A 26,932-nucleotide genomic window follows, 5' to 3' on the forward strand; every position below is an offset into this window, starting at 1 on the left:
CGAAACAGTCCCTCATCTCAAAATTTGGCATGGGGCGAAGACAATCCAACGCAGGCCCTGAAAGGCGCAAGTTAATCAGACAAGCAAACAGTAAAAGAAAGTTGATTAATAGCTCAATCACTTAAATCCAGACATCATTTTTCGCAGTTAGATCTCCACCGGCATCGCCCGTATTAACGACCCCTTTAGGCTCAATCAATAGTACTTCACATTCCTGTTCAGCTCTGGGTTTATGCTCCACACCCTTTGGTACTACCGTCATCTCACCAGGTCCAAGGGATATGACACTATCGCGAAACTCGATCTGCATATGCCCGGAAACTACAACAAACACCTCATCGGTATCGGGATGATCATGCCAGGTAAATTCACCCTGGATCTTAACCAATTTAAACTGGTAATCGTTCATCTCGGCAATCACTTTAGGGGACCAGTGCTCCGAGAACAGGTTCAATTTTTCTTTAAAATTGATAACTTTAGAATTCACTTTTATACCTACCTTTAATATGACTATATATCTGGAAAGCTCAGTTATCTCTGGATACTTCCAAAAGCTTCCTAAGCCTGCCCACAATATTCTGGTTAAATACCTGTATACCCTCCCTCCTAAGTAGTGCAGACACAACGCTAGAACCAACTATTTTCGCACCAGAAAAACTACCATCGTAAATATAATCACTACCACATGATGGGCTATTTTCCGTAAGTACTGCGTATTTAATATTGTGCTGCAGACATAGCTGTAATGCCCGTTTAGCTCCCCGTATAAATTGCTCAGTTAAGTCTTCTTTATTTATCCCTAAAACTTTGGCTGAGCCCGCTAAAACCTCTGCACCTCTACCGCCGCTAATCTCAGCCGGAACCCTGGGAACAGGCAGTCCGGCTGCAACCTCAGAAAACAAATCAACTTAAGTTTGCCTGTACCGGGTTACCAGCCCGGTACATTTAACAGAGAAAACTAACGAGATTGGAAAATAAGAAAGCGGTTATTACCCGAGTCGTTGATAATCAACTTATCTTCATAAGCGGTAATACCGTCGGGCCATTTCAGCGTAGCTGCACTTGGCAACTCCCCCTCGTCAGCAACCCCATTTTGGTTGCTGTCGTTGAAGGCACTGCGATCAAAATCTTCCTGCCCCAAGACAATATCTGCCGGAGCGAAATTTTCCTGTGGCCACTGGTTCCAGATCAACACTCGGTTATTATCACTGTCCGCCACAAATAGCTGAATACCGTTCGACCAGATACCCCGTCTGAATAAACTCAGGGTTTGTCGACTCGGGGGCAGACTTTCATTGCTGACAAAATCTGCTTGCCCCAGAACTATATCCGCCTGAGCAAAGCTACTAGTAGGCATTGAGTTCCACAGGAGTATCCGGTTATTACCCGAGTCGATGATGGCTAACTTTTCTCCATCGCTCCACACATCTCCGGGCGCAGCCAATGTGCGAGCACTGACCTGCTCAATCGAGCCATCTTGCTCATGGTCGTTAGGGGTGCAATTATCCAGTGTGGACTGGCCCAGCAGCCAATCCGGTGCCGCATCTTCCATTGAGGGCAAGTCATCCCATACCACCACTCGAGCCTTAGACCACGAGGCCGCGAATACGCGCCCCTCCGCAATCATCGCACTGGTATATATGGAGTGGTTACCCTGGCAGTTATCCTTCGATAGTTTGGCACTAGGCAGTGCCCGACCATCTTCGGGAATAGTATCGTAAACATAAATACTGTGGTATTCGGGACCCAAAAAATAATTTATTAAAAGTTTTCCGCTATCAAAACTGATATTTGTGGGCCCGCGACCAAAATCTCCCACGCTGCTTTCGTCGAGACTATCTTCATTGAGCGCTGCATTGGCCGGTGCTCCATTACTTGCGGGGATCGAATTAAAAATTAACACCCGATTATTTGTAAAATCGGGTACGAACAACTTCACCTCATCAGTAACGGCAGCGGAACCCCGGGGGCCCTCGCCAAGACTCTTTGCATTGATGGCGGTCAAAGCACTGGAAAAATCATCCTGGCCGATCACGACCTGCGCGCTGTCAAAATTCTCAAAGTACAATGGCACAGTAAAATTGTGCTGTTCAGCGGGGAGATCCAGACCAGCGGGGTCTTTGGCTTCAAGGTGCAGGCTGCGATCCTGCCCGGACAGCCAGCGGCTCTTGGGAGCTATCACCAAGGTGTCGTCATTAAAGCGCGACTGGGACCAGGTCAGAGTGTATTCATCATCCAGCAAGGAACCGCTAATTTGCAGGCTGTCGCGATCTATCGACTCGGAAAACTGTATCGTGATTGCGCCATCCTTCTCCAAACGCTCCTGTGCTGGGGATACACTGACTACGGAAGGGGCAATTTCATCCACGGTATAGTGAGCATCAACCTCTGCCATCTGGTTGCCGGCCGCATCCTGCGCGGCAATTGTCAGGGAGAGTTCTAGCCCCTTTGCCCACTCCGCTATCGGGGTTAAGATCAGGGTGTCCTGATCGACTTGAGAGAGCTCTCCCATTTCCTGCATGGCGCCACTTAAGGACACATCCTCCAATGCCACCGCTTCGCTAAAATCCAGCAGTAGGGTGTCGGTTGCTGCAATAGAGGCCCCGCTGGCGGGAGTCAGTGTCAGGCTCGGCGGAGTGGTATCCACAGGCGCAGGATCTTCACCACCACCGCTGCCACCGCTGCAGCCATAAAACGCGAAACTGATCGCCAGTACCAATGCGGCTTTGATAAACTTGCTATCGGCTTTAAAAAACTTGCCTTCCACCACTGCCTCCTGCAGCCATTTAAATAGCCGACAGGGTATTCAGTCTTACCTGTTTATTGCCACAGCAGTCACTGCCAATCTGGACCCTAAAAATGACAAAACCTAACAGGCTGGGTGCTGCGTCACAAAAGGAGAATTTTCAGGGACATTGCGCTAATCGTACTGACACCTGGGAACCACCGGCTTCGCCGGCATTAATCAACCTACAGGGCCTAACTATGACCAATGCCCTTTTTACCGATCTAATTTTATTGATGCTAACAACTTAGTTAGCTCTGGATGCACTTATCAATTCTCTAAGTTGCCCAACAGTATGTTGACTAAAAACTATTATTCCCGCCCGTTGAAGAAGCGCAGATACAACACCAGAACCCATTATCTTTGTTCCTGAAAAACTGCCATTGTAAATATAATTACTTCCGCAAGAGGGACTATTTTCCGTAATTACTGCATACTGGATATTGTGTTTCCTGCATAATTCCAGAGCCAGTTTGGCCCCCAGCATAAATTGCTCAGTTAGATCTGTACTATCGCTACCTATAACCCAGGCAGTTCCATCTAATACCTCTGTTCCATTTGCGCCACAGATCTCAGCCGGCACCCTCGGAATAGGCAATCCCGCTGCCACTTCCGGACACAAGGAAACAATTTCCTGAGTATCCACAAGCCACTCAAAATCATCGCTATTGGCCTCAACACTACTACCGTCATAGCGCACGGCGCAGTTCAAAAGGCAGGAGCTAACAAGTATTTTGGCCATATACATCTGAAGCTATAGTGGACACAATAGGAAACCGTACTCTACCGCAACTGAGCCTAGGCTACTGGACAACGCAGGTTATCTGACAAGTAAATTAAGACAGAAAACCTGAATAGAAGGACAACTAAATCCTAGCCTGACGAACAGCTCGTAAATAAACTCATTAGAGTAATAAACCATGCAGCGTTCATTCATATTATTGATAATTTACTTGTTGGCAATCCCAGTCGCTAACGCCAAACAACTGGCAATTACTTTCGATGATGCCCCCCGTAAAGCCGATGGTTATTTTGATGGACCAACCCGGGCCAAAACATTAATTGAAAACATAGAAGAATATAAAGTTGGCAAAGTAGCCTTCTTTTCCAATACTCAATCCTTCGATAAGGAAGGGTTGGAGCGGATGCACCGCTACGATAGGGCTGGGCATATTATTGGCAATCACACCCACAGCCATCCCAATTTTCTGGAAACAGGGCTATCCACTTATCAAGCGGATTTTTTGCAGGCCCACCAGCTGCTTCAGCAATTTGACAACTTTAAAACCTATTTTCGCTTTCCCTATCTGCGCGAGGGCGAAACTGTCGAAAAGCGCGATGGTATCCGGGATCTACTACAGAAAAATAACTATCAAAACGCCTATATCACCTTAAATAACTACGACTGGCATATCGAAGAACTTTTCCAAACGGCAGTAAAAGATGGGAAAGCAGTTGATATGGAAAGACTCTCCAACTTTTATGTCGACGTTCTTATGGCGAGCATTAAGTACTACGACGATATGGCAATTAAATATCTCGGGCGCTCCCCAAAGCACGTCATACTGTTGCATGAAATGGATATTTCAGCCCTGTTTATTGGTGATCTGGCTGAAAGACTGAGGAAGGAAGGCTGGGAGATAATTCCTTTAGAGGAGGCCTATCGGGACCCTATCGCCAAATACCAACACGCCCAACCGATTAAATATAACCCTGGAAGAATCGGCGAAATCGCTCTAGCTAAAGGACAAAAGAAAAATCTCTGGCATTACACCCTGGACGAGTCCTACCTGGAAAAGAGGTTTAATCAGGAAGTGTTATTAATGTCTGATCAATAAGCGGCGGGGATGCTACAGGGCACAACGCCCTGTAGCGAAAAGAATCAGGCTTCGGCTAGCTGAACCGGAATAGTATTAGTGCTGCGCTCTACCTTGTTATTCTCATCCAGGTAGACCAACTTGGGCTTGTGGTTATCGGCTTCGCCCTCTGTCATCTGCGCATAGGAAGCGATAATAATGCGGTCACCCACCTGCACTCTGCGTGCAGCGGCGCCGTTCATGGAGATAATACCGGAACCGCGCTCGGCGAGGATCACATAGGTGTGGAAGCGCTCACCATTGCTCACATTGTAAATATCGATCTTCTCGAATTCGCGCAGGCCAGCCAGTTCTACCAGGTCCTCATCAATTGCACAGGAACCGTCATACCAGAGTTCGGCCTGAGTCACTGCGGCCATGTGCAACTTGCACTTCAACATTTCAATTTGCATAGTTGGATGCCCCTCAGAGTTCCAGGGAAACATTGTCGATCAGGCGCGCTGCACTGGTGTACATAGCTCCCAGGATCGTGATTTCTTTATCGTCATCTGCCGCTGGCTGTAAATCCTTGCTGTAACAGATGGAGAAGTAGTCAACTCGAAAGCCACTCTCTTCAATTCGCTTGCGCGCCTCTGTCTCGAGGTCGGCGAAATCCCGGCGTCCAGCCACAATTTCATCCTTAGCCCAGTTAAGTAACTGGTTGAGTACAGCAACCTTCGGTCGCTCTTCCGCAGTGATATAACCATTGCGAGAGCTCATTGCCAAGCCATCTTCCTCACGGTGCACCGGCGCCGCCACAATTTCCACCGGCATACACAGGTCTTCCACCATACGGCGGATCACTGCTAACTGCTGGAAATCCTTAATCCCGAAAATAGCCTTATCCGGCTGCACAATGTTGAAAAGCTTCGAAACTACGGTGGTGACCCCTTCAAAGTGACCCGGTCGGCTGGCGCCGCACAGGACATCGGTCATCGCCGGACAAACCACGCGGGTCTGCTGGTCCATGCCGTTGGGGTAAATCTCACTCTCATCCGGATGGAACAGGAAGTCACAGTCCGCTTCTCGCAGGCTGGCCATATCCCGCTCCATAGTGCGCGGATACTTATCCCAATCCTCATTCAAACCGAATTGCAGTCGGTTGACGAAGATGGATACCACAACCAGATCGCAGTGTTGCTGGGCGATTTTGACCAGTTCTATATGGGCATCGTGCAGATTGCCCATGGTTGGCACAAAGCCGACGGTCTTGCCGTCTTTGCGGGCCTGGGCCAGCGCCTCGCGCAGACTTGCTACGTGGTGGAAGACTTGCATCTTGCTACCGCTCACTATGAATCAGCGCGGCATCATACTCGCTGAGACCAGGTGTCTCAACATAGCAAAATTGCCGCTCTCAATAAGATTTCGCCGCAGAATCCAGCCTGTGGCCCCGCCAGACAATCTCTGCCCATATCTGAACTATTAGTCACAATCTACGCCGTCGATTGCCGCCGAATTTTACCCCATTCAGTTCAGGAAGTGTTCAGACCCGCCAGGGCAAACTTCACGCCAAGATACACAAAAGACCTGATCTGAAAGAAAAGAGCCCCACGCTCGGGAGAGATGTTATGAAACACCTCACTACTGCCATCGCCACCCTAAGTCTGCTGCTGATCGCAGCACCCGCCCTATCCGAGTCACATCGCGGGCACCAGCGCGCCATGGACGACCACCACAAATATGGAAGAGCCGAACGCGAGCAGCGCCACTTAAAGAAACAGCACGACAAGCATCACGACCGCCAGCAGGAAAAGAAACGCCGCAGACAAGAGCGCAAGAAAGAAGAGCGCAGACGTGAACGCAGAGAGGAGCGCCAGCACCGCCGCGAAGTTCGCCACGCCTATAAAGAGGGCTACAACAAAGGCTATAACAAAGGGCATAGAAAAGGCCACAAGCAGGGCCACCGCCACGAATACCGCGCGGCACACAGACCGGTTTACCGCCACGGTTATCGCGGCCACCGCCCCCACTACCGCCCCTCGCACTACGGTTATGGCTACCGCTGGCGCCACCTGCCGCGTAATTTCGTCAGTATCAGTATCGGTACAGCGGGCTTCTACTATAGCGATGGAATTTTTTATCGCCCGGCTTCTCACGGCTACGTAGTAGCCCAGGCCCCCCACGGCGCCATCGTGCACAGCCTGCCAGCATCAGCACTGACCGTGGTAGCCGGTGGACACAATTACTACGTGGCTTATGACACCTACTACCTGTGGGACCATAGCCACCGCGGCTACCGGGTTGTCCCCAAGCCGACCTATTACTGATTACCCAATCCCCCCCTCCCTGCGGCCCTCGGGCCGCCTTTTTTTACTCAAATTTGCGCAGATCAATCACCTTCTTCAGCCCCCTGTCGCAGAGTGCAAAAGAGCTGGCCACCCACTCGCTCCCCATTTACTTTTCAGTGCGCAAAAATTAGCGTTTTTTTATCTATAGTTATTGCTTTCCGGCCCTGCTGGGCCCAAGATTCGCGCCCGCCAATATCAACAGAAAGGCGCCATGAAAAAGCAACAAGTAAAAGACTGGACTTGCGAAGATTCGGCCGAGCTCTACGGCATCCGCAATTGGGGCGCCGGATATTTCGATTTGAACGAAAATGGTGAAATTTCACTGCAAGTCGACGGCCCCAATGGGGTAACACACAGTGTTTCGCTGATGGACATTGCCCGAGGTGCCACTGAGCGCGGCCTGGGTATGCCCCTGCTATTGCGTATTGAGAATTTACTCGAAGCGCAGATCGCCCGGATTAACGAATCCTTTGCCCGCGCTATCGACGATTGCGGCTACGGCAACGTTTTTCGCGGCGTGTTCCCCATTAAGGTGAACCAGCAGTGTCAGGTCATTGAAGAAATTGCCAATGCCGGCCGCCGCTTTAACCACGGCCTGGAGGCGGGCAGTAAAGCAGAACTTATCGCTGCCCTGTCCATTCTGGATAACACCGAATCCCTGATCGTTTGCAACGGCTATAAGGACGAGGAATTTATCAACCTCGGACTGCAGGCCCAACGCCTGGGCGTACAGGTTTTCTTCGTCGTGGAAACGCCCTCGGAAGTGGAGACCATTATCCGCTGCGCCGAGCGCGAGCAGGTGCGCCCCAATATCGGCGCACGGGTAAAACTCGCCTCCAAGGTGGGCGGCTACTGGAATGCGACCAGTGGCGACCGCAGTATTTTCGGTCTGGGCAGTAACGACCTGATCGCCATGGTCGATCAACTGCGCAACCACGATATGCTCGACTGTCTCAAGTTGCTGCATTATCACCTGGGCTCGCAGGTACCGAATATCCGCGACATCCGCACCGGAGTTTTGGAAGCCTGCCGCTACTACGCCGATCTGGTAGAAGAAGGCGCACCCATGGGCTACCTGGATCTGGGCGGTGGCTTGGCGGTGGATTACGATGGCAGCAAGACCAATTACACCCACTCAAAGAATTACTCCCTGGACGAGTACTGTGTCGATGTAGTGGAAGCCATTATGGGCACCCTCGATAGCGAGGGAGTCGAACATCCGGTGATTATCACCGAATCCGGCCGCGCCACTGTAGCCTACTCCTCTGTACTGCTATTCGATATTCTCGACACTACCCGTTTCGAGCCGGTGGAGCTGGAGCACACCAAGATCAGCGAAGGCGACCATCAGATGCTGCTCAACCTGCAGGACGCAGTGCGCAGTATCACCCCCAAAAACCTGCAAGAGAGTTACAACGACGCGCTCTACTACCGCGATGAAGTGCGCTCTCTGTATCTGCACGGCCAGGTGAGCCTGCGCGAACGCGCCAATGCGGAAAACCTGTTCCTGCAGAGCGCCCAGGATATTCGCAAATTACTCGATGAGGCCGAAGAGATTCCCGCAGATCTGCAAGCTCTGCCGGAGGTACTGTCGGATATCTACTACGCCAATGTGAGCGTATTCCAATCGGTACCGGACATCTGGGCTATCGATCAGGTATTCCCACTGCTGCCGATCCACCGCCTGGACGAAGCCCCGACGCGCTCCGCCATCATCGCCGACATCACCTGTGACTGTGATGGTAAGATCGACCGCTTTATTGGCCGGGAAAAAGAGCAGAAAACCCTGCCTTTACACGAGCTAAAGGATGGCGAGGACTATATTCTCGGCACCTTCTTAATTGGCGCCTACCAGGAAACCCTGGGTGACCTGCACAACCTGTTTGGGGACACCAATGTCGTGAGTGTGCGCATCCAGGAAGACGGCAGCATAGACTTCAGCCACGAGATTCACGGTGACAGTATTTCTGACGTGTTAAGCTACGTGGAATACCAGCCCAAGGCGCTGTTTGAGCGCTTCCGCCGCCTGGCAGAACGCGCCGTCAAGCAAGGGTTGATTACCGCTGCCCAACGCAAACAGATTTTGCAAACCTATACCGCCAGCATGAGCGGTTACACCTACTTTGAAAAATAAATTTTAAAAATGAGGCGCCAACGCCTTTGAGAATATAGCGGTAACATTAGCCGCAGATTTAAGGAGATCTTTATGGCCAACGTACTGATCATCGGCGCCGGCGGTGTCGGCCAGGTGGTTGCGCACAAGTGCGCACAGGTTGCTGAGGTATTTGAAAATATCACCCTGGCAAGCCGCACCAAAAGCAAGTGCGACAAGATTGCCGCTATGCTGCCGCGCAAAATCGACACCGCTGAAGTAGATGCGGACAATGTGCCTGAATTGGTAAAGCTGATCGAAAAAGTGAAGCCTGACCTGGTCATCAATGTGGCCCTGCCCTACCAGGATCTGCACATTATGGATGCCTGCCTGGAAACCGGCGTGCACTACCTGGATACTGCCAATTACGAGCCGCCGGAAGAGGCCAAGTTCGAGTACAAGTGGCAATGGGCTTACCAGGAGAAATTTGAGAAAGCCGGCCTGATGGCACTGCTGGGCAGCGGCTTCGATCCCGGCGTCACCAGCGTATTTACCGCCTACGCCAAGAAGCACCACTTCGATCGTATCCACACCCTGGATATCCTCGACTGTAATGCCGGCGACCACGGCCTGCCGTTCGCCACCAACTTCAACCCGGAAATTAATATCCGCGAGATCACCGCCAACGGTCGCTACTGGGAAGATGGCCAGTGGGTTACCACCAAGCCGATGGAAGAGAAACGCGTGTTCAACTTCCCCGAAGGCATTGGCGATAAGGATATCTACCTGCTCTACCACGAAGAGTTGGAATCCCTGTCCAAGCACTTCCCGGAAATTGAGCGCGCGCGTTTCTGGATGACCTTTGGCGAGAGCTACCTGAAACACCTGGAAGTTCTGCAGAACGTCGGCATGACTGGCATTGAGCCGGTGGAATTCCAGGGCCAGCAAATTGTACCTATCCAGTTCCTTAAAGAGCTGCTGCCAGACCCCGCCAGCCTCGGCCCGCTGACCAAGGGCAAGACCTGCATCGGCAACATTATCCGTGGCACCAAAGACGGCGAAGAGAAAATCTACTACGTCTACAACACCTGCGACCACCAGGACTGCTACCAGGAAGTTCAATCCCAGGCGATCTCCTACACCACCGGTGTCCCGGCCATGATCGGTGCCAAGATGATGCTGGAAGGCAAGTGGATGAAGCCCGGCGTTTGGAATATGGAGCAGATGGATCCAGATCCCTTTATGGATGACCTGAACAAGTACGGCCTGCCCTGGCAGGAAACCTGGTTGGATAAGCCCTTCCAGTAAATCGCTTCTTTCCCGACCTAGCGGGGCGGACTCCAGTGCCCGCCCCGCCGCACCAGGATATAACGCACCATGGACCTCACTCCCCCCGTTGACTATTTCGGCAGCTTCGATCCCTACCGCGTTCCCTCTCCCTGTTTTGTGATCGATGAAATTGCCCTGCGCAATAATTTGGCATTGCTCGCCGATGTACAGGAACGCAGCGGTGCCAAGGTACTGGCAGCGCTCAAGGCCTTTTCCATGTTCAGCACCGGGCCCATCGTGGCTGAATATCTATCCGGGACCTGTGCCAGTGGCCTGCACGAAGCCAAACTGGGGTTCGAAGAGTACGGCGGTCGCGACAAAGGCAAGGAAGTTCATGTCTTCAGTGCGGCTTACAAGGATGAGGAACTGCGGAAAATACTGCAATTTGCCCACCATGTAATTTTCAATTCCTTCTCCCAGTGGAAGCGTTTTCGGGAGTTGTGCCTGGATATGCAACAGCAGCGGCCAGAGCTGCGTTTTGGCCTGCGTATCAACCCCGAGCACTCCGAGGGCCACACCGATCTCTACGACCCCTGCGCCCCTTGTTCGCGCCTGGGCATCGTGCGCTCGCTGTTTGAAGGGGAGTCCCTCGAGGGCATCAGCGGCCTGCACTTCCACACGTTATGCGAACAGGATTTCAAACCTCTGCAGCGCACAATCGCTGCCGTGGAGGAGAAGTTTGGCGATCTGATACCACAAATGGAGTGGATTAATTTCGGCGGCGGCCACCATATTACTCGCCGGGATTACCAGGTGGATGAGCTGGTCGAAGCGGTGCGCAGCTTTTCCGACAAGCACAATGTACAGGTCTACCTGGAACCCGGTGAGGCCATCTCCCTGTTCGCCGGAGTCCTTGTGGCTGAGGTAGTGGATATCGCCTGGAATGGTGAAAACCAAGCCATCCTCGACGCCTCTGCCACCTGCCATATGCCCGATGTGCTGGAAATGCCCTACCGACCGGAAATTACCGGTGCCGCTCGCCCCGGTGACTTACCCCACACCTATCGCCTGGGCGGACAGAGTTGCCTGGCCGGCGACAGCATCGGCGAATACAGCTTCAGTCAACCACTGCGGATTGGCGAGCGACTGGTATTTGAGGAAATGGCCTACTACACCATGGTGAAAACCAATACTTTTAACGGTATCCCCCTACCGGCTATCGCCCTGTGGAATTCGGATACCGACGACCTGAAGATGATCAAAACTTTCGGCTACGAAGATTTTAAGGAACGCCTCTCCTAAACAGTGCCGATAGAGATAGATGCGGCAGGCAATGAGTTATTGCCTCCGCCAGAGGACCAGTAGATGTTGTCAGAAAACGAATACCCCATTTTTCTCGGCTCCGAAATCGAGCAGCCGAAGCCGGAAGACGCCCTCTTTCACATTATCCCCATCCCCTATGAGGAAACCGTCTCCTACGGTGGCGGCACCGGCAAGGGCCCGGCCTCCATCCTGGAAGCATCCTGGCAACTGGAAACTTTTGACAACTTCTCCAACCCCTGTGACCTGGGCATCTACACCCGCTCGCCGGTCTCGGTTTCCGGCCCTGCAGAACAGGTGATGGAGAATATCGCCGCCGCCACCAAAGAAGTGTTGGCGCTTGGCAAGATGCCGGTGGGTATCGGCGGTGAGCATTCGGTGACCTGGGGTATTATCAAAGGGCTACTGGACGCCGGTGAAACCGATTTTGGCGTGGTGCAGATCGATGCCCACGCCGACCTTCGCGATCGCTATGAGGGCCACAAACACAGCCACGCCAGCGTGATGCGTCTAGTGGTAGAAGCCGGTGTCCCCCTGTTCCAGCTGGGTATCCGCGCCTATTGCGAAGAGGAAGTGCAGGCCCGCAAGGACCACAACGTGGGCTATCTGGATGCCCACCAACTGGTGCCCAACAACGTGCAGGAATTCCAGTTACCGGAGAATTTCCCCAAGAAAGTCTTCTTTACACTGGATGTGGACGGTATGGATCCATCGGTCTTCCCTTCCACCGGCACCCCGGTACCCGGCGGTCTCGGTTGGTACCAGACCCTCAACTTATTCGAATCTGTTGCGCGACAAAGAGAGATAATTGGCTTCGATCTGCTGGAATTTGCGCCGATCGAGGGCTTTCACGCCTATGACTTTGCCGCCGCACAGCTGATGTACAAGCTGATGGGAATCATCCAGCGCAACCGCTGACCACTGATCCAGCCTCCGGCACTTTGACAATTCTTAACCAATTAACCTGTCTTTAATGTCAGGATAAGGGTTAGTATGTCAAATGTGAGTAATCACTTCGCTGGAGAGACTGTGAATAAACTGAATGTCGTAATTGGCGCCAGTGCGTTCCTGGCGCTGGCCGCTTTTGCCTTTAGCCCACCGGCCGATGCGCGCGGTTATGAGCGCGGGGGAGATCATCGCCACCACCACCGTGGCGGTGTTTATCGCGGACCACGTGTTTCGATCGGATTTGTTGCGCCCGTACTACCCGTTGGCCATGTGCGTGTGGCAGTTGGCGGACGTCCTTTTTACTACCATGGCGGGCACTTCTACCGCCACGGTCCCCGTGGTTACGTCGTTGTCGCTGCCCCTCTGGGCGCCTCGGTAGTCACCCTGCCAACTAGTGCTGTCAGAGTCCATGTGGGCGGAATTACTTATTACCAGTACGCCGATGCCTACTATCAGTGGCACCCGGCTACCCGAACTTATGTCGTGGTAGCACCACCTGCAGTGGCTGTAGCTCCAGCACCCGTAGCCGTTGTTCCAGCGCCTGCGCCGGCTGTAGCCGTTCCTGTTGCAACGGCAGCAGCTCCCGCTACTGTGCCTGCAACCCCGGACCCTGGCCCGCAGGGCTTCCAGCCCGGACAAGTGGTGGAAACCCTACCCAATGGCTATGCCGCTGAAATTATCAATGGCATCCAGTACTACCGCTATGGCGGCAATTACTTTATGCCGACCCAGCGCGATGGCCAGGAAGTCTACGTAGTCGTCAAGCTGTAAGCGCGGCTTCGCTTTCCAGCCCGTGAAAGCGGGCAAACTGCCCCAGAGCCCGGTGGTAACTCGCCTCCAGCGAGACACCGGGTTTCTTGTCCCAGTGCAGGGCCTCTACCCGCAATACACCCGCATCCCGATCAGCCTTCAAATCCACCTGCCCCACGAATTGATCGCCATATAAAATCGGCAGGCAAAAATAGCCATAGCGGCGCTTGGCCGCCGGTACATAGCACTCCAATTGATATTCAAAATCAAACAGCCGGCGCAGGCGTTTGCGCTGTAATATCACTGGGTCGAATGGGGATAACAGGCGCACTTTGCGCGATGGTCGTACCGGCTCCCAGTCCAGATGCTCGGTGAGCATCAGCTCTTTCCCCCACGGAGTAAGCTCACCGGCTGCCAACATGCGCTTAATTGCCAGCTGGATAAGGGGTTTGTCGTCCCTGCGCAGGTAAGCAATTTCCTCCGCTCGGCCGATCCCCTGGCACCCCAGAAAAGTGCGCACCAGATGGCTACCATACTCAATTTCCGAGGCGGCATTGGTCGAGATTTTTGCTGGCAGTATCCGCTCCGGGAGATCGAAGACTTTTTGAAAGCCCTCCCGGTGGCTGACCATCAGCTCACCTTCATGAAACAATTGCTCCAGGGCTTTCTTTTCATCGGACCACTCCCACCATCCACTCTTGGTGCGCACAAAATCACTGGCCCGCAGGGCGCCCTCCTCTCGCACACGATCGAGAACATAGCGACACAGCTTGGCATTCTTTTCAAACCAGTGGCGCTGACCGGCGCGGATACGATCCATACGCACCCGCGCATAGGGGTAGTGGGCCATTGGCAGGTAGGCAGCGGCGTGGGACCAGTACTCGAAAATTTCGCGGCGCTCTTCAGCTTCAGCCAGGTGTGACTCGCGGTAACGGGGCAGGCGATTGTAGAGCTGGTGGTGGTGGGCCCGGGTAATTCGCTGGATGGCATCCAACTGTAGGGCGCCAAGATGTTGCAACAACCCCGACAATCCTTCAGTCCAAGAGCTGTGGATAAATTGGCGTTGCAGCACCAGTACGCGGATCTTTTGCTCGGATAACAAGAAGTGGCTCCCCTAGGCTCGGATATTCGACAGCCGCAAACCTAGCAGAAAGGCTTATTCGCCCTGGTAGTATTCCGGCGCCAGATTATCGAAGCGAGTGTATTTGCCCACAAAGGCTGCGCGGCAGGTGCCGATCTCACCGTTACGCTGCTTGCCGATAATCAACTCGGCCATCCCTTTATCCGGGCTGTCCTCGTTGTAGTATTCATCGCGGTAGATAAACAGAATCACGTCAGCGTCCTGCTCGATCGCCCCGGATTCCCGCAGGTCCGAGTTCATCGGCCGTTTGTTGGGGCGCTGCTCTACTCCCCGGTTGAGCTGCGACAGGGCAATCACCGGGCATTCGTATTCTTTCGCCAGCGCCTTGAGAGAGCGGGAGATTTCGGAGATCTCCTGGGTACGGCCCTCGGTAGACCCCTTCACCTGCATCAGCTGCAGGTAGTCCACCATAATCATGGCGGGCATACTCTTGGCCTCGGCGTCTTCGCGGCTTAACTTGGGGTTCTCGCGCATCAATTTGTTGATGTGATCGCGCACCGTGCGCTTGGTACGGGCGCGCACCTCGCTGGGACTCAGTGCCGGCGTATCGTCGATATACAGGGACTTGCCTTTCATCTTCTGCACGGCGCTGGACAGCTTGGGCCAATCCTCTTCCTGCAGTTTGCCGTTCCTGATGCGCCCCTGGTCGATACGACCAATAGAGGACAACATCCGCATCACCAGGCTGTCCGAGGGCATCTCCATACTGAAGACCAGCGTCGGGCTCTCCTGGCAGAGCATGGCGCTCTCGATAAAATTCAATGCCAGTGCGGTCTTACCCATGGAGGGACGCGCGGCGAGAATAACCAGTTCGCCCGGCTGCCAGCCGGAGGTGCGCTGGTCCAGCTCGGTAAGACCGGTGCTGATACCGGTGATATCACCCTCGGTCTTGAACAGCTCATCGATGCGCTCGACGGTCTTTTTCAGCAGGGTATCCACGCCGACAAAGCCGCCCTCTTTGGCGCGCCCCTCGGCGATTTCCGCCACGCGGCGCTCGGCCATCTGCAGCAGGTCGGCGGAGGCAAGGCCGCCGGGATTAAAACTGGTGCGGCTGATCTCACCGGCGGCGGCGATCAACTGGCGCAGCATGGAGCGCTCACGCACGATCTTGGCGTAGGCGACGATATTCGCTGCGGAGGGAGTGTTTTCGGCCAATTCCGCCAGGTAGGCGGGGCCACCCACTTCACCGAGCAGGTCGCGACTGGCGAGGCCTTCGGCGAGGGTAACGATATCCAGGGGCTGTTCGCCATTACTCAGCTCGCCCATAACCGCAAAGATCTTGCGGTGACAGGCGCTGAAGAAATCCTCTTCACTCAGCTGTTCGGCAACGGCATCAATACGGCCCGGGTCCAGCATCAGGCCGCCGAGCACAGACTGCTCCGCCTCTACCGAATGCGGCAGGGGTGAACTCTCTTCGCTGTGGATCTCTTCTTCAGGGGCGGCGTATTCGTCGATCATGGAACTTTACTGGATAGTAAAAACAAAACAGGCGCTGGACCCGATAGGGTGCAGCGCCCGATTGTAGCGCGGCTGGCGCCCGAAGCACCAACCGTTCGTCAACAAAACCTTACTCGGCTTCGATAACGACTTTAACTGCAGCAATTACGTCGGAGTGCAGCTGTACGTCTACGTCGTACTCGCCCACTTCGCGCAGCGCGCCTTCCGGCAGCTTAACTTCAGCTTTAGCTACTTCAACGCCACCAGCAGAGATCGCTTCAGCGATGTCGCGAGTGCCGATAGAACCGAACAGCTTGCCTTCGTCGCCAGCGTTAGCAGCGATGGTAACAACCAGGTCGGCCAGCTTGGTAGCGCGGCTCTCAGCTTCAGCCAGCTTAGCGGCAGCAGCGGCTTCCAGTTCAGCGCGCTTAGCTTCGAACTCAGCAATGTTAGCGGCGGTAGCAGCAATTGCCTTACCAGTCGGCAGCAGGAAATTGCGGCCAAAACCGGCTTTAACATCAACGCGGTCACCCACGTTGCCCAGTTTGCCTACTTTATCGAGCAGAATAACTTCCATCTCGGTTTCCTCAATTTCTGTATTGTGCGGACGCGCTTATTTGGAAGAGCGTCCGCGAATATCTATCCAGCTATCTACCAGGGCCAGGCCGCAGAGGAAGCCCGCCAGGGGCAGCCCTCCAATCACCAGCATGATGTACATCGCCACCAGGGGACCTACCCCCCAACCGCGACTGGCAACCAGCCAGTGGACCAGGGCAATACCAGCTACCACCATCGGGAACGCAATCACCGCTCCCCAAAATGCGTAGCCTGGGGTTACCAAGCTGACTACCCACAACAACATGCTTGTCGCTGACAGCCACAGGGGCAGGCGCAGCTGGTGGAACTCCTGGCGGAAACCGCCGGGGTTGTACAGCAGGGCCTGCCAGTAACGCCCCAGTACCAGAGCCAGTGTGGCGCTCATCGCCGATATCAGGCCCAGGTAACCGGTAATTTGCAATTCACCCGAAAATATCTGCTTCAGTTCATCCATTGGAACAGTATTGGGCTGTTCCGCTGCATTCTCGACTGCCTGCAAGAACCCTTGCATCAGTCCTCCACTGAAGAGAGAGGTCAGCAATATGCCTGCTGCCGATACCGCCGTTACAGCCACCAGGCCAGCGGCCCAGGAGCGACTGCTGCGCAATGCCATGGCGCCGCAAAAAACTGCAACAAAATGGCCTGCGGATATACCAGTCACCAGTGGTGGTACATGACCACTCATACCCATAACGACAATCGGCAACAGAGCCCAGGCCAAAACCATCAGGCCGTCACTGCTGCCTCGGCGCAAACTCACCAGAGCGAGAATTGCCGGGCTTATCAGCGGAATCCCCAACATGGTGAGGATTACCGCCCTGACGCGTCCGCGCATAATAAATTCAGCTACGGCGCGCATATCTAGATAGCTTCTCTATTAATGAGTCTAAGCAAACTGCGGCTTAGGCTTCGTGGCTGTCCGTGTACGGCAGCAGGGCCAGGTAGCGAGCGCGCTTGACCGCAGAGGCCAGCTGACGCTGATACTTGGCTTTGGTACCGGTAATACGGCTAGGAACAATTTTGCCAGTCTCGGAGATGTAGGCTTTCAGGGTATCGAGATCTTTGTAGTCGATACGCTTAACACCTTCAGCGGTGAAACGGCAGAACTTGCGACGACGGAAAAAACGTGCCATCTGATAATCCCCTTACTCTTCGCTTTCAGCGTTATCGGAAGAAGCTTCTGCAGCGTCGGAAGAAGCTTTCTCTTCTCCGGCGCGCTCGCGACGCTCGGTGCGCTCTGCACGGGCAGCTTTGCGCTCACGGCTTTCTTTTTCCGCTTTCATGATCGGGCTCTCTTCAGTGATCGCCTCGTCTTCACGAATTACCAGATTACGGATAACCGCATCGTTGTAACGGAAGTTGGTAGTCAGTTCCTCAAGGGCTTCTTCAGAACATTCTACGTTCATCAGAATGTAGTGAGCCTTGTGGATCTTGTTGATCGGGTAAGCCAGACGGCGACGGCCCCAGTCTTCCAGACGGTGAACCTGTCCACCGCTCTCCTTGATGGACGCAGTGTAGCGCTCCACCATGCCAGGTACCTGCTCGCTCTGGTCCGGGTGAACCAGGAATACAATTTCGTAATGACGCATTTTAGCTCCTTACGGGTTAATCAGCCTCTCGGACAGTCCGATGAGGCAAGGAGTACAACGGGCACGGATAAACCGGGCCCATTGCGGGCGGCGTATTCTAGGCAGTTGTGGGGTTGGTTGCAAGTTGATCAATTACTTCAGCCCAATGCCTTCGCTAACCCGGTTGCAAGTTAACCAGTTGCATCATGCCCTGTGCCTTCGCCCACCCGGTTGCAAGCTGATCAAAATGACTACCCTGCCACTCGCCTTGTCTCTGGGATTGGCGGATTGGGACACAGCACTGCGCGGTCTGGTCATGGGTTTGGCAAGCTGGCTTCGCCTATGATGCCGGACTGTTAAAGGGAGAAGTACCATGCCCCAACAAACCCACCAATTAGAATTTGGCGCCTTCCAGGTACCAGTAACCACAGTACACAACGGCGAAGGCCCCCTGGTATTGGTGCTTCCCGCGATGGGCGTACCGGCCAACCGCTACCGCCTGCTCTTGGAAGAACTGCAAAAGCTCGGTTACAGCACCGCCATCAGCGAATTGCCCGGCACCGGGGAGAGCCTGCCGCGCCCCCACCGAAATGCCGACTACGGCTACAACGATCTGGTATTTTCGTTTATTCCACAGTTAATCCAACTGCTGGAACAGCAATTCCCCCAGGGGCCAGCACTGATTCTCGGCCACAGTATCGGCGGCCAAACCAGCACCCTGGCAGCCCGCGCCGGCCTCACCGGTAACGCCAAGGTTGTCAGCATCGCCTCCGGCCATGTGGACCACCGCAGCTGGAGTGGCCTGCACAAGTACGCCATCCTGCTCTTCGCCTCAATTGCCAGTGTGACCTCAAGCCTGCTGGGTTATTTCCCCGGTGCGCGCATGGGATTCGGCTGGCGCGAAGCGCGCAGGCTAATGAAAGACTGGGCCCGATCCATATTTAGTGGCCGCTTTGCACCGGAGGATCGCTTTGGGCAAATGGAAAAGACAAGACAGCCCACCCTGCATATTGCGCTGGACGGCGACCCCTTCGCCCCTATTCAGGCCGCCCGTAAATTAGCGGCGATCGTCGGCGGTGAAACCCGGGAGATGAAACCCACTTATCCCAAGGGCAACCCTCACCTCAGCTGGATCAAGAATCCCGCCCCCGTAGTTGAGGCGGTACAGCAGTGGCTACATAAAGATCCCGCTCTCAACTGATTTTCCTTTTTCTGTCTTTCCTGCATGGCCAAGAAAGCAATTCACAGCTTTCTTGGCCATGTATTAATAAAAACTGCCCGCTCCACCTCCCTCACACATCGCAGCCAACAATCTTAATTGTCTTTCCGGTTTTCACGGTTCAGTTCCGATTGTGGCCAGTGAATCAATCTCTTGAGCGGTAAATTCACCACTCAAACGACATCGCTCAAGTAGGTTATCCCCATGAACAACAGCCCATTCAATACCTTCACCAAGTTGCACCAAACTGACGCCCCACTGATCCTGCCAAATGCCTGGGATGCTGCCAGCGCTTTAATCTGCCAAAACACAGGCGCCCAAGCGGTAGGTACCAGCAGTGCCGCCGTCGCCTGGTCGTTGGGTTATGCCGATGGTGGTGCCCTGCCGGTTGAGGAACACCTAAATGCTATCGCGCGGATTGCCCGGGTGACCTCATTACCTCTGAGTGTGGATATTGAAGATGGATATTCCCAAAACCCCAAACAGGTAGCTGAGCTGGCCTGTAAAATGGTTGCGCTGGGAGTCGCAGGCATCAATATTGAAGATGGTAACGACACCCCCGAATGTCTCGGCGAAAAAATCAGCGCTATTCGCCAAGCACTGAACGGCCGCCCACTTTTTATTAATGCCCGTACCGATGTTTATCTCAATGCACTCGCAAGCGGTGATAAAGCGGTAAATATGTGCATAGAGAGGTTAGAGCTTTATAAGAGTGCCGGTGCTGACTGCAGCTTTGTGCCTGGGCTCTCTTCAATTGAGGAGGCAAGGAGTTTGGCAGCGGGTATCGACCTGCCAATCAATATTATGCTGCTTCCGGATATGGCCCCTCTATCGGAATTTTCTGCCGCAGGTATAAAACGCTTTAGTACCGGGCCAGCTTTATTCCAATCTGTCTATGGCCATTTAAGCGAATCTTTAAAACAGCTGGCAGCGGTTAAAAGTGACGCTAATTTGTTTAGCAAGGCGTTGGACTACGGCACACTGAACTCTGCCTTTATTAAAGAGGCGTAGAGAGAGGCAATATAGCCGGGGCATATCGATGTTCGATTTATTGCCATCTACGAAAGTTCCGCAGGCAAACCTTTTGAGTGACTCTTATAAAAAAACAAGGAAAAACCACTATTACTTAAATAGCTAACACTGGAATATCCAATAAAGAAACATAAAACAATTACATGGGCGTTAAATTGTAAAGTAGTAGTGCTGGAGTGTACTTCATACAAAAGGTGAGTATTGGAAAATCCACGCATTTATTAAGGTAAGAGCCGACAACCAAGACTAGCTTTGATTGTCGGCTCAAGATTTACCTACGCTGCAGTATCCACCAGGACAACAAGTGGTATTTCCATCAGCGATGGATAAATATTTTCGCTCTTGTCGATATACTTACCACTTAATAAAAGTCGATAGCACTGCTATCACCACCGTAAGTAGTATCCCCCCAGATCACAACAGATTTATCGTCTTTTAGCACCGCGCACCCGCCATAACTAGTTGCGACAAATGTCATTACACCATTCGCCAGTTGGTCACTAATACTACTGCTATCAGTGAGACAAGAACCCCAGATAGTTGCAGCCCCATTACCCGCTATTGCCGCAAAACCATTCGGAGAGGCCTGAATCTCTTCCACTGCTCCAGTCAACTCAGAGCTGACTTCACTGCTATCACCTCCAGCATTACTATGCCCCCAAGTGACAACTGAGCCATTGGATTTAAGAGCAGCAAAAGCATTAATGGATGCCGAGATTGTTACGACATCGCCCAACAGCTGATCACTCACACTGCTACTATCACCACCGCGGTCAACGTATCCCCATGTAACAACAGAGCCATCTGACTTGAGTGCGGCAAACGCATAACCTGTCGAAAAAACAGTGACTACATCACTGGAAAGTTCTGCGCTTACCGCACTGCTATCGCCACCAAAACCAGCATGCCCCCAAGTCACAACAGAACCGTCTGACTTGAGCGCAGCAAAAGCTTCATATGTTGAAAAAACAGTGACTATATCGCTGGAAATCTCTGTGCTCACCGCACTGCTATCGCCACCCCCATCGACATATCCCCACGTTACAAGGGAGCCATCGGATTTAAGCGCAGCAAAAGCACTTCTTGATGGAAAAATCGTCACTACATCACTGGCGATTTCATCACTTACCGCGCTGCTATCACCACCTGTAAGATCTCTCCCCCAGGTTACTACGGAGCCATCCGCTTTGTGGGCGGCAAAAGACTCCCCATTTTTTGTATAAACTTCCTCAACGCCGCTGCTCAACTCATCACTAACGTCACTGCTATCACCACCAGTACTATCTTGCCCCCAAGTCACAACGGAACCGTCGGACTTTAATGCTGCAAAGGCATATTTCGCTGGATAAATCTGAACCACATTGTCAGCCAAGCTTGCACTCACATCACTGCTAATACCACCATATCTGTCCTCCCCCCAGGTAATAACAGAACCATCGGACTTTAATGCTGCAAAAGCAGAATCTGTAGCATAGATCTCCACTACATTACTGGTTAGGCTGGCACTGACTTCACTAAACTGAATATTTACTCCAAAGTAATCAGCATCAGGCCATGAAACAACCGAACCATTATTTTTTAATGCGGCAAATTCCTTGTAGCTGCCAACAATCTCACGTACATAGACAAGGTGCTCAATCTCCAGATCCGCAGTCTCACCTTCAAAGGAAGCGCTCAGAGTCGCTGAGCCACTCTGCAGGGCGGTGATAAGGCCAAGCTCTACGGTTGCCAAACTGGTATCACTGATCGACCACTCGGCCTCTTCAGTAACATCCACTGAGGTGTCATCATCATAGTTAGCCGTGAGGTAGTATTGATCAAAATTAGAGGCATCCCTATCCAACTGCAGCCCCTGCAGCATTGGAGCCAACTCAACATCAACCTGCGCATCAACCCCCTCATAAGAGGCACTCAAAGTGAATGAACCACTGTGCAAAGGCGTGAGCAGTCCTGCCTCAACCGTTGCCAGGCTATCGTCACTCACAGACCAGTCCGCATCCCCAGTAACATCGACAGAAGAGTCATCACTGTAATAGGCCGTTAGGAAATACTGGTATTCATTGTTGCTATCTTGTTCCAGCCCTACACTTTCCAGCGTTACGGTATCTGTCCCACCACTACCACTGCCATCACCGCTCCCATCGCCATCACTGTTGCTGTTATTACTACTGCTACCCCCTCCGCCACAAGCACTGAGCAGGCCAATAGTGAGTGTGAATAACCCGAAACGTAAAATGTGCAAAATGTGCAAATGCCAAGATTGATATTGGCCCGTAACTCCGTTCATATAAACCCCCTCCAGTAAAGCCGACATAATAAAAAGCCAAGTGCCATATAGCAATTCAAATGGCCTTCAAATTACAAATATTTCAGCCGACTCCAAATCTATAAAGGTATTAAAATACGATTCACCAACGAATAAGACCTAATATTATTATTCAAATAAAAACGAACAAAATATTTAGATACATGAGTACTAATTAAAAGGAACCAGACCTAAAACTCGGTGAAGCTATACTTATCTTTGCACTCAGCAGACACCCTTAAATCCACTTTTGAATTTATAGCTCTGCTAGGGATTTTTATCATCAACAACTGCAACATTTCCAATTACTTATATTTAAATTCTCATCGTTCTAAACACTACAAAAGAGCGGTTACTTTACAAAACCGATAAAACTTAAATGATCATTCGCGCCAGCAGATCAAGTGGGCTTTAGGCCCAATGATTTACCGCACTTTAACGGCAACAAGTTAACTGCGACTGGCTTTATGGTTGCTTTGATTAAACAAAGCCATCGAATATGAGAATAAACCAAAACCCGATGATCCACACTAAAACCATATTATTACTGCAGATTAAAAATATAGCGGAAGCTATTATCGCAGCAACGTTGCAAAAACCTTGCTTTTTGCAATTCGATTTAGTGACAGGAAGAATTAGGGGAATTTATCGATAGATCACCAGAGGCTATCTGGAAATAACGTTATGGATATTATAAGCACCGACCTGTACGCCCAGAGATAAATTCTCCCCAGCCAGTACAGGTCATACAGGCCCCTTAGCCGTTGCGCTGACGCACGGCCTCAAACAGGCAAACACCCGTGGCAACAGAAACATTCAAGCTGCTTACCTCTCCCGCCATAGGAATCTTGATCAAATGATCGCAATGTTCCCTAGTCAGGCGCCGCAAGCCGCTGCCCTCAGCCCCCATAACCAACGCCAGAGGGCCGGTTAATTGGCTTTGGTATACATCCTGTGTCGCCTCACCGGCTGCGCCATATATCCACACTCCCGCCTGTTGCAGCTGCTGTAATGCGCGAGCCAGGTTAGTCACGGTAACAAAGGGCAATACTTCAGCTGCACCACAGGCCACTTTGCGAGCTGTTGGCGTCAGCCCGGCAGATTTGTCTTTTGGTGCAATTACTGCATGGACTCCGGCAGCCTCTGCCGAGCGCAGGCAGGCTCCCAGATTGTGGGGGTCCGTCACGCCATCCAGCACCAATAAGAAAGGCACTTCCCCGCGCTGATCCAGTTGTTTTAGCAGGTCGAACAGGAATTTTTCATCGTGTACCTTTGTTTTGCCAGAACAGATGGCAACAACACCCTGGTGGTTAGCACCATCCTCAACCTTTTCATCCAGCGCTCTCCGGTCAATAAAGCGCACGGCAATATCATTTTTTTCCGCCTGCTGGATTATTTTTTGCAGGCGCTGATCCTTGCGGCCACGCAGTAACAGAAGCTCCGATACATTCTGCGGAGAACCTTTTAGAAGGGCCTGCACTGCGTGCAGGCCATAGATAACTTCCTGACTCAATTTATTCCTCGATCACTTTTTCTTTTTACTGCTAGAAGAAACCTTTTTCTTCTTTTTTAATTTACCCGAACGGGTTTTGGCGTTTTCAGCCTTTTGCGCGGCTTTACGAGCCGCCACTGCAGGTCGCTTTCCACCCTTGCGTGTCGGGGTACGTTTTTTAATCTTGCGCTTGGGTTGGGCATCATCACTTTGCCCGCCTTCCCCTCTCCTATTGGCAGGCTCTTTTTCCGGCTTTGCTACAGGGGCTTCAACACTGGCCTCTACTGGCACAGCCTCATCTGAGCCTACCTTGCGCTTGCGGAAAGGCGAGGGCTTGGCTGTGGTCTCGGTATGCTTGGCCCAGGGGTTAGCACTGGTATTGCTGGGCTTTTCTTTTTTATCGCGGCCCCGGCGCTCGCGTTCCAACTGATGTTCTACTGCCATTTCCATAGCGCGGGCACTCACCCGCGTACTCTCTTTCTTTTTCTTCGACTCACGCTTGGCGCGTGGGACCAGTTCATTCAAGGTGAAATCCACCTTGCGCTCTTCGAGATCTACCCGTGCAACCTGCACGGTGACAGAGTCGCCCAAATGGTAACGTTTGCCACTGCGCTCCCCGATAAGACGCTGGTGCGCCTGCTCAAAGCGATAATAGTCTTTGGGTAGGGCGGTGACATGAATCAGTCCCTCCACGTAGAGATCATCCAACTCCACAAATAATCCAAAGCCTGTGACCGCACTGATAACGCCGGAATAGGTTTCGCCCACATGATCCTGCAGGTATTCACATTTAAGCCAGCTGAGCACATCCCGGGTCGCATCGTCGGCGCGCCGCTCGGTCAGGGAACACTGCTCCCCAAGTTGCAACATGGCCGGCATGTCGTAGGGCAAAATCTGCTCGCGAGCAATCGGTTTGGCGCCGGGCACCGAGTAAACTTTTTTTGCCACCGCAGCTTGGTTGGCGCTGCCGTTGCGTATCAACCAGCGCAGCGCCCGGTGCAGGAGCAAATCCGGATAGCGGCGAATCGGGGAGGTGAAATGGGCATAGGCCGGGTAATCCAAACCGAAGTGTCCGCGATTCTCCGGCTGGTAAACCGCTTGGTTCATAGAGCGCAGCAGCATCACCTGAATAATATGCGCATCTGCACGGCCCTCAATCTGCTCCATCAGGTCCTGGAAGTCTTTGGGCTGGGGCTCACCACCACCGGGAAGGCGCAATCCCAATTCACCCAGGTACTCGCGCAAATTACTGAGTTTTTCCTCTTTGGGCGCATCGTGTACCCGGTAGAGTGCGGGTAGTTCCGATAGCTCCATCAGACTCGCCGCGCAGACATTGGCCGCGAGCATACACTCTTCGATCAGCTTGTGAGCATCGTTGCGCACCACCGGAATAATTCGCTCAATTTTTCGCTGGGCGTCAAATATTATCCGGGTCTCAGTCGTCTCAAAGTCAATAGCACCCCGGCGCTCCCGCGCTTCGCGCAACGCCAGGTAAAGATCGTGCAGGTTATCCAGGTGCGGAGTCAGGGTCGCAAATTGCTTGCGGGCACCACTATCGCGGTTATCCCGCTCATCGAGTATTTGCCCTACCTGGGTGTAAGTCAGGCGCGCGTGGCTGCGCATAACCGCCTCAAAGAAACGGTAATCCTGAATTTCACCGCTTCGGTTGATGTGCATTTCGCACACCATACACAGCCGATCGACATCGGGGTTTAGGGAGCAAAGGCCGTTGGACAATTTCTCCGGCAGCATGGGTACAACAAAATCCGGAAAATAAACCGAGTTTCCACGGCCGTGCGCTTCCTCATCCAACGCACTGCCCGGGCGTACATAGTGGGAAACGTCGGCAATGGCTACCAGCAATTTCCAATTGCCATCGGGTAAAAGTTCGCAGTAGACCGCATCATCAAAATCCCGCGCGTCTTCACCATCAATAGTAACCAGCGGCAGCTGGCGAAGATCCACCCGGGATTTTTTGTGATCCTCAAGCACTTCATCGGCGATTTCATTGACCTCCGCCGTCAGTGCACTGGGCCAAGTGTGGGGAATTCCGTAGTTGCGAATAGCAACATCGATCTCCATACCCGGAGCAAGGTGGTCACCGAGAATTTCGCTGACCTTACCTTGCGGCACTTTATCCCGGCCCGGTTGGGTAACTATTTTTACTACAACATACTGGCCGTGATCAGCTCCGGCGGTATCCTCAGAGGCCACCATAATATCCAGGTTAATGCGCGGATTATCCGGGCGCACAAAACAAATGCCGTTTTCCCGGTACAAACGCCCGGCCAGCTGCTCGGTATTGTGCTTGATCACCCTAACAACAGCGCCCTCGCGTTTACCGCGAAAACCTCCGGGGGTTTCCCGCACTAATACCTCGTCACCATCAAAGACTTTACGCATCTGTCGATGGGATAAAAATAGATCGGTGCCACCATCACTGGGGATAACAAAACCAAAGCCATCCCGGTGCCCCATAACCCGGCCGCGTATCAGGCTCATTTTATCCAGTACACCAAAATCACCGGCGCGGTTGCTTGCAATCTGCCCATCCCGGGACATGGCGATCAAACGGCGCCTTACCCCTTCGCGACGATCCTCATCGGTTATTTCCAGTAAATCGGCCACCGCTTCCCAGGGCACAGGTTCCGCCTGATTCTCAAGAACTTGTAACAAGTACTCCCGACTGGGCACGGGCTTTTCATATTTCTCCGCCTCGCGCTGGGCATGAGGGTCAATATTGAAGGGGTCTGAGGTATTTTTTTGAGTCAAAACAGCATCCGTTGTTGGGCAGTTGCCTGGGTTTGGCAACCTCCGGAGATTATCCGGCCAT

24 protein-coding genes are annotated in these 26,932 nt (G+C 52.8%); 9 read left to right on the forward strand and 15 right to left on the reverse strand.

What is annotated here, in order from left to right:
• Positions 1-121: 121 nt before the first annotated feature.
• The 4 genes from ACYX4J_RS19915 to ACYX4J_RS19930 form a co-directional block, all read right to left on the reverse strand.
• The gene (locus tag ACYX4J_RS19915) at positions 122-487 is read right to left on the reverse strand and encodes a cupin domain-containing protein (RefSeq protein WP_413664150.1); all 366 of its coding nucleotides are present in this window, start codon (positions 485-487) and stop codon (positions 122-124) included.
• A 40-nt stretch (positions 488-527) separates the two neighbouring features.
• Complete coding sequence (locus ACYX4J_RS19920; RefSeq protein ID WP_476177392.1) at positions 528-902, reverse strand: 2-thiouracil desulfurase family protein; 375 nt, start codon at positions 900-902, stop codon at positions 528-530.
• A 56-nt stretch (positions 903-958) separates the two neighbouring features.
• On the reverse strand, positions 959-2,767 hold the full coding sequence (locus ACYX4J_RS19925; protein ID WP_476177393.1) for an Ig-like domain-containing protein: 1,809 nt from the start codon (positions 2,765-2,767) through the stop codon (positions 959-961).
• 265 nt (positions 2,768-3,032) lie between these two features.
• A complete protein-coding gene (locus ACYX4J_RS19930) occupies positions 3,033-3,527 on the reverse strand; it encodes a 2-thiouracil desulfurase family protein (protein WP_476177394.1) in 495 nt (164 codons plus the stop codon).
• 178 nt (positions 3,528-3,705) lie between these two features.
• Between ACYX4J_RS19930 and ACYX4J_RS19935 the strand changes: the two genes are divergently transcribed.
• The gene (locus ACYX4J_RS19935; protein ID WP_476177395.1) at positions 3,706-4,623 is read left to right on the forward strand and encodes a polysaccharide deacetylase family protein; all 918 of its coding nucleotides are present in this window, start codon (positions 3,706-3,708) and stop codon (positions 4,621-4,623) included.
• A gap of 44 nt (positions 4,624-4,667) precedes the next feature.
• On the opposite strand, the gene panD is transcribed toward ACYX4J_RS19935, so the two are convergent.
• A complete protein-coding gene (gene panD, locus ACYX4J_RS19940) occupies positions 4,668-5,054 on the reverse strand; it encodes an aspartate 1-decarboxylase (protein ID WP_413664143.1) in 387 nt (128 codons plus the stop codon).
• Between the two features lie 13 nt (positions 5,055-5,067).
• Positions 5,068-5,916, reverse strand: a complete 849-nt coding sequence (gene panC, locus ACYX4J_RS19945) for a pantoate--beta-alanine ligase (RefSeq protein WP_444895400.1) — start codon at positions 5,914-5,916, stop codon at positions 5,068-5,070.
• A 293-nt stretch (positions 5,917-6,209) separates the two neighbouring features.
• Here panC and ACYX4J_RS19950 point away from each other — a divergent pair, with 293 nt between their 5' ends.
• From ACYX4J_RS19950 to ACYX4J_RS19975, 6 genes are all read left to right on the forward strand, one after another.
• Positions 6,210-6,908: a DUF6515 family protein gene (locus tag ACYX4J_RS19950; protein WP_413664141.1), complete on the forward strand. Its 699-nt coding sequence runs from the start codon at positions 6,210-6,212 to the stop codon at positions 6,906-6,908.
• Positions 6,909-7,140: 232 nt separating this feature from the next.
• Entirely contained in the window at positions 7,141-9,063 is a 1,923-nt protein-coding gene (speA, locus tag ACYX4J_RS19955; RefSeq protein WP_476177396.1) for a biosynthetic arginine decarboxylase, read from the forward strand.
• A gap of 72 nt (positions 9,064-9,135) precedes the next feature.
• Entirely contained in the window at positions 9,136-10,329 is a 1,194-nt protein-coding gene (locus ACYX4J_RS19960; RefSeq protein ID WP_476177397.1) for a saccharopine dehydrogenase family protein, read from the forward strand.
• A 69-nt stretch (positions 10,330-10,398) separates the two neighbouring features.
• Complete coding sequence (nspC, locus tag ACYX4J_RS19965) at positions 10,399-11,592, forward strand: carboxynorspermidine decarboxylase (protein WP_444918843.1); 1,194 nt, start codon at positions 10,399-10,401, stop codon at positions 11,590-11,592.
• A 63-nt stretch (positions 11,593-11,655) separates the two neighbouring features.
• Positions 11,656-12,528 carry an agmatinase gene (gene speB / locus ACYX4J_RS19970; protein WP_413664138.1) on the forward strand — a complete coding sequence of 291 codons (873 nt, stop codon included), beginning with the start codon at positions 11,656-11,658 and terminating at the stop codon, positions 12,526-12,528.
• A 111-nt stretch (positions 12,529-12,639) separates the two neighbouring features.
• A complete protein-coding gene (locus tag ACYX4J_RS19975; RefSeq protein ID WP_108735126.1) occupies positions 12,640-13,329 on the forward strand; it encodes a DUF6515 family protein in 690 nt (229 codons plus the stop codon).
• Here the strand turns inward: ACYX4J_RS19975 and ACYX4J_RS19980 are convergent.
• From ACYX4J_RS19980 to rpsF, 6 genes are all read right to left on the reverse strand, one after another.
• Positions 13,319-14,410: a winged helix-turn-helix domain-containing protein gene (locus ACYX4J_RS19980; protein ID WP_476177398.1), complete on the reverse strand. Its 1,092-nt coding sequence runs from the start codon at positions 14,408-14,410 to the stop codon at positions 13,319-13,321. The two genes, ACYX4J_RS19975 and ACYX4J_RS19980, sit on opposite strands and share 11 nt — an antisense overlap.
• Positions 14,411-14,464: 54 nt before the next feature.
• Positions 14,465-15,907 (reverse strand): replicative DNA helicase, encoded by a 1,443-nt coding sequence (gene dnaB / locus ACYX4J_RS19985; RefSeq protein WP_476177399.1) that lies wholly within the window; start codon positions 15,905-15,907, stop codon positions 14,465-14,467.
• A gap of 109 nt (positions 15,908-16,016) precedes the next feature.
• Positions 16,017-16,463, reverse strand: coding sequence for a 50S ribosomal protein L9 (gene rplI / locus ACYX4J_RS19990; protein ID WP_282930238.1), 447 nt, complete (start codon positions 16,461-16,463; stop codon positions 16,017-16,019).
• A 36-nt stretch (positions 16,464-16,499) separates the two neighbouring features.
• On the reverse strand, positions 16,500-17,342 hold the full coding sequence (locus tag ACYX4J_RS19995) for a YybS family protein (RefSeq protein ID WP_476177400.1): 843 nt from the start codon (positions 17,340-17,342) through the stop codon (positions 16,500-16,502).
• Positions 17,343-17,385: 43 nt separating this feature from the next.
• Positions 17,386-17,616, reverse strand: a complete 231-nt coding sequence (rpsR, locus tag ACYX4J_RS20000; RefSeq protein WP_108731487.1) for a 30S ribosomal protein S18 — start codon at positions 17,614-17,616, stop codon at positions 17,386-17,388.
• A gap of 12 nt (positions 17,617-17,628) precedes the next feature.
• On the reverse strand, positions 17,629-18,072 hold the full coding sequence (gene rpsF, locus ACYX4J_RS20005) for a 30S ribosomal protein S6 (protein WP_282930240.1): 444 nt from the start codon (positions 18,070-18,072) through the stop codon (positions 17,629-17,631).
• Between the two features lie 352 nt (positions 18,073-18,424).
• On the opposite strand from rpsF, the gene ACYX4J_RS20010 reads away from it, so the two are divergent.
• Together ACYX4J_RS20010 and ACYX4J_RS20015 are read left to right on the forward strand one after the other, a co-directional pair.
• The gene (locus tag ACYX4J_RS20010; RefSeq protein ID WP_444934714.1) at positions 18,425-19,252 is read left to right on the forward strand and encodes an alpha/beta fold hydrolase; all 828 of its coding nucleotides are present in this window, start codon (positions 18,425-18,427) and stop codon (positions 19,250-19,252) included.
• A gap of 222 nt (positions 19,253-19,474) precedes the next feature.
• Positions 19,475-20,281, forward strand: coding sequence for an isocitrate lyase/PEP mutase family protein (locus tag ACYX4J_RS20015; RefSeq protein ID WP_476177401.1), 807 nt, complete (start codon positions 19,475-19,477; stop codon positions 20,279-20,281).
• A 382-nt stretch (positions 20,282-20,663) separates the two neighbouring features.
• On the opposite strand, the gene ACYX4J_RS20020 is transcribed toward ACYX4J_RS20015, so the two are convergent.
• From ACYX4J_RS20020 to rnr, 3 genes are all read right to left on the reverse strand, one after another.
• Positions 20,664-22,589 carry an RCC1 domain-containing protein gene (locus ACYX4J_RS20020; RefSeq protein WP_476177402.1) on the reverse strand — a complete coding sequence of 642 codons (1,926 nt, stop codon included), beginning with the start codon at positions 22,587-22,589 and terminating at the stop codon, positions 20,664-20,666.
• A 775-nt stretch (positions 22,590-23,364) separates the two neighbouring features.
• Positions 23,365-24,120, reverse strand: coding sequence for a 23S rRNA (guanosine(2251)-2'-O)-methyltransferase RlmB (rlmB, locus tag ACYX4J_RS20025; protein WP_444914946.1), 756 nt, complete (start codon positions 24,118-24,120; stop codon positions 23,365-23,367).
• Between the two features lie 12 nt (positions 24,121-24,132).
• Complete coding sequence (gene rnr / locus ACYX4J_RS20030; RefSeq protein ID WP_476177403.1) at positions 24,133-26,871, reverse strand: ribonuclease R; 2,739 nt, start codon at positions 26,869-26,871, stop codon at positions 24,133-24,135.
• Positions 26,872-26,932 lie beyond the last annotated feature (61 nt).

This window comes from Microbulbifer sp. ABM4_008, from assembly GCF_056311705.1.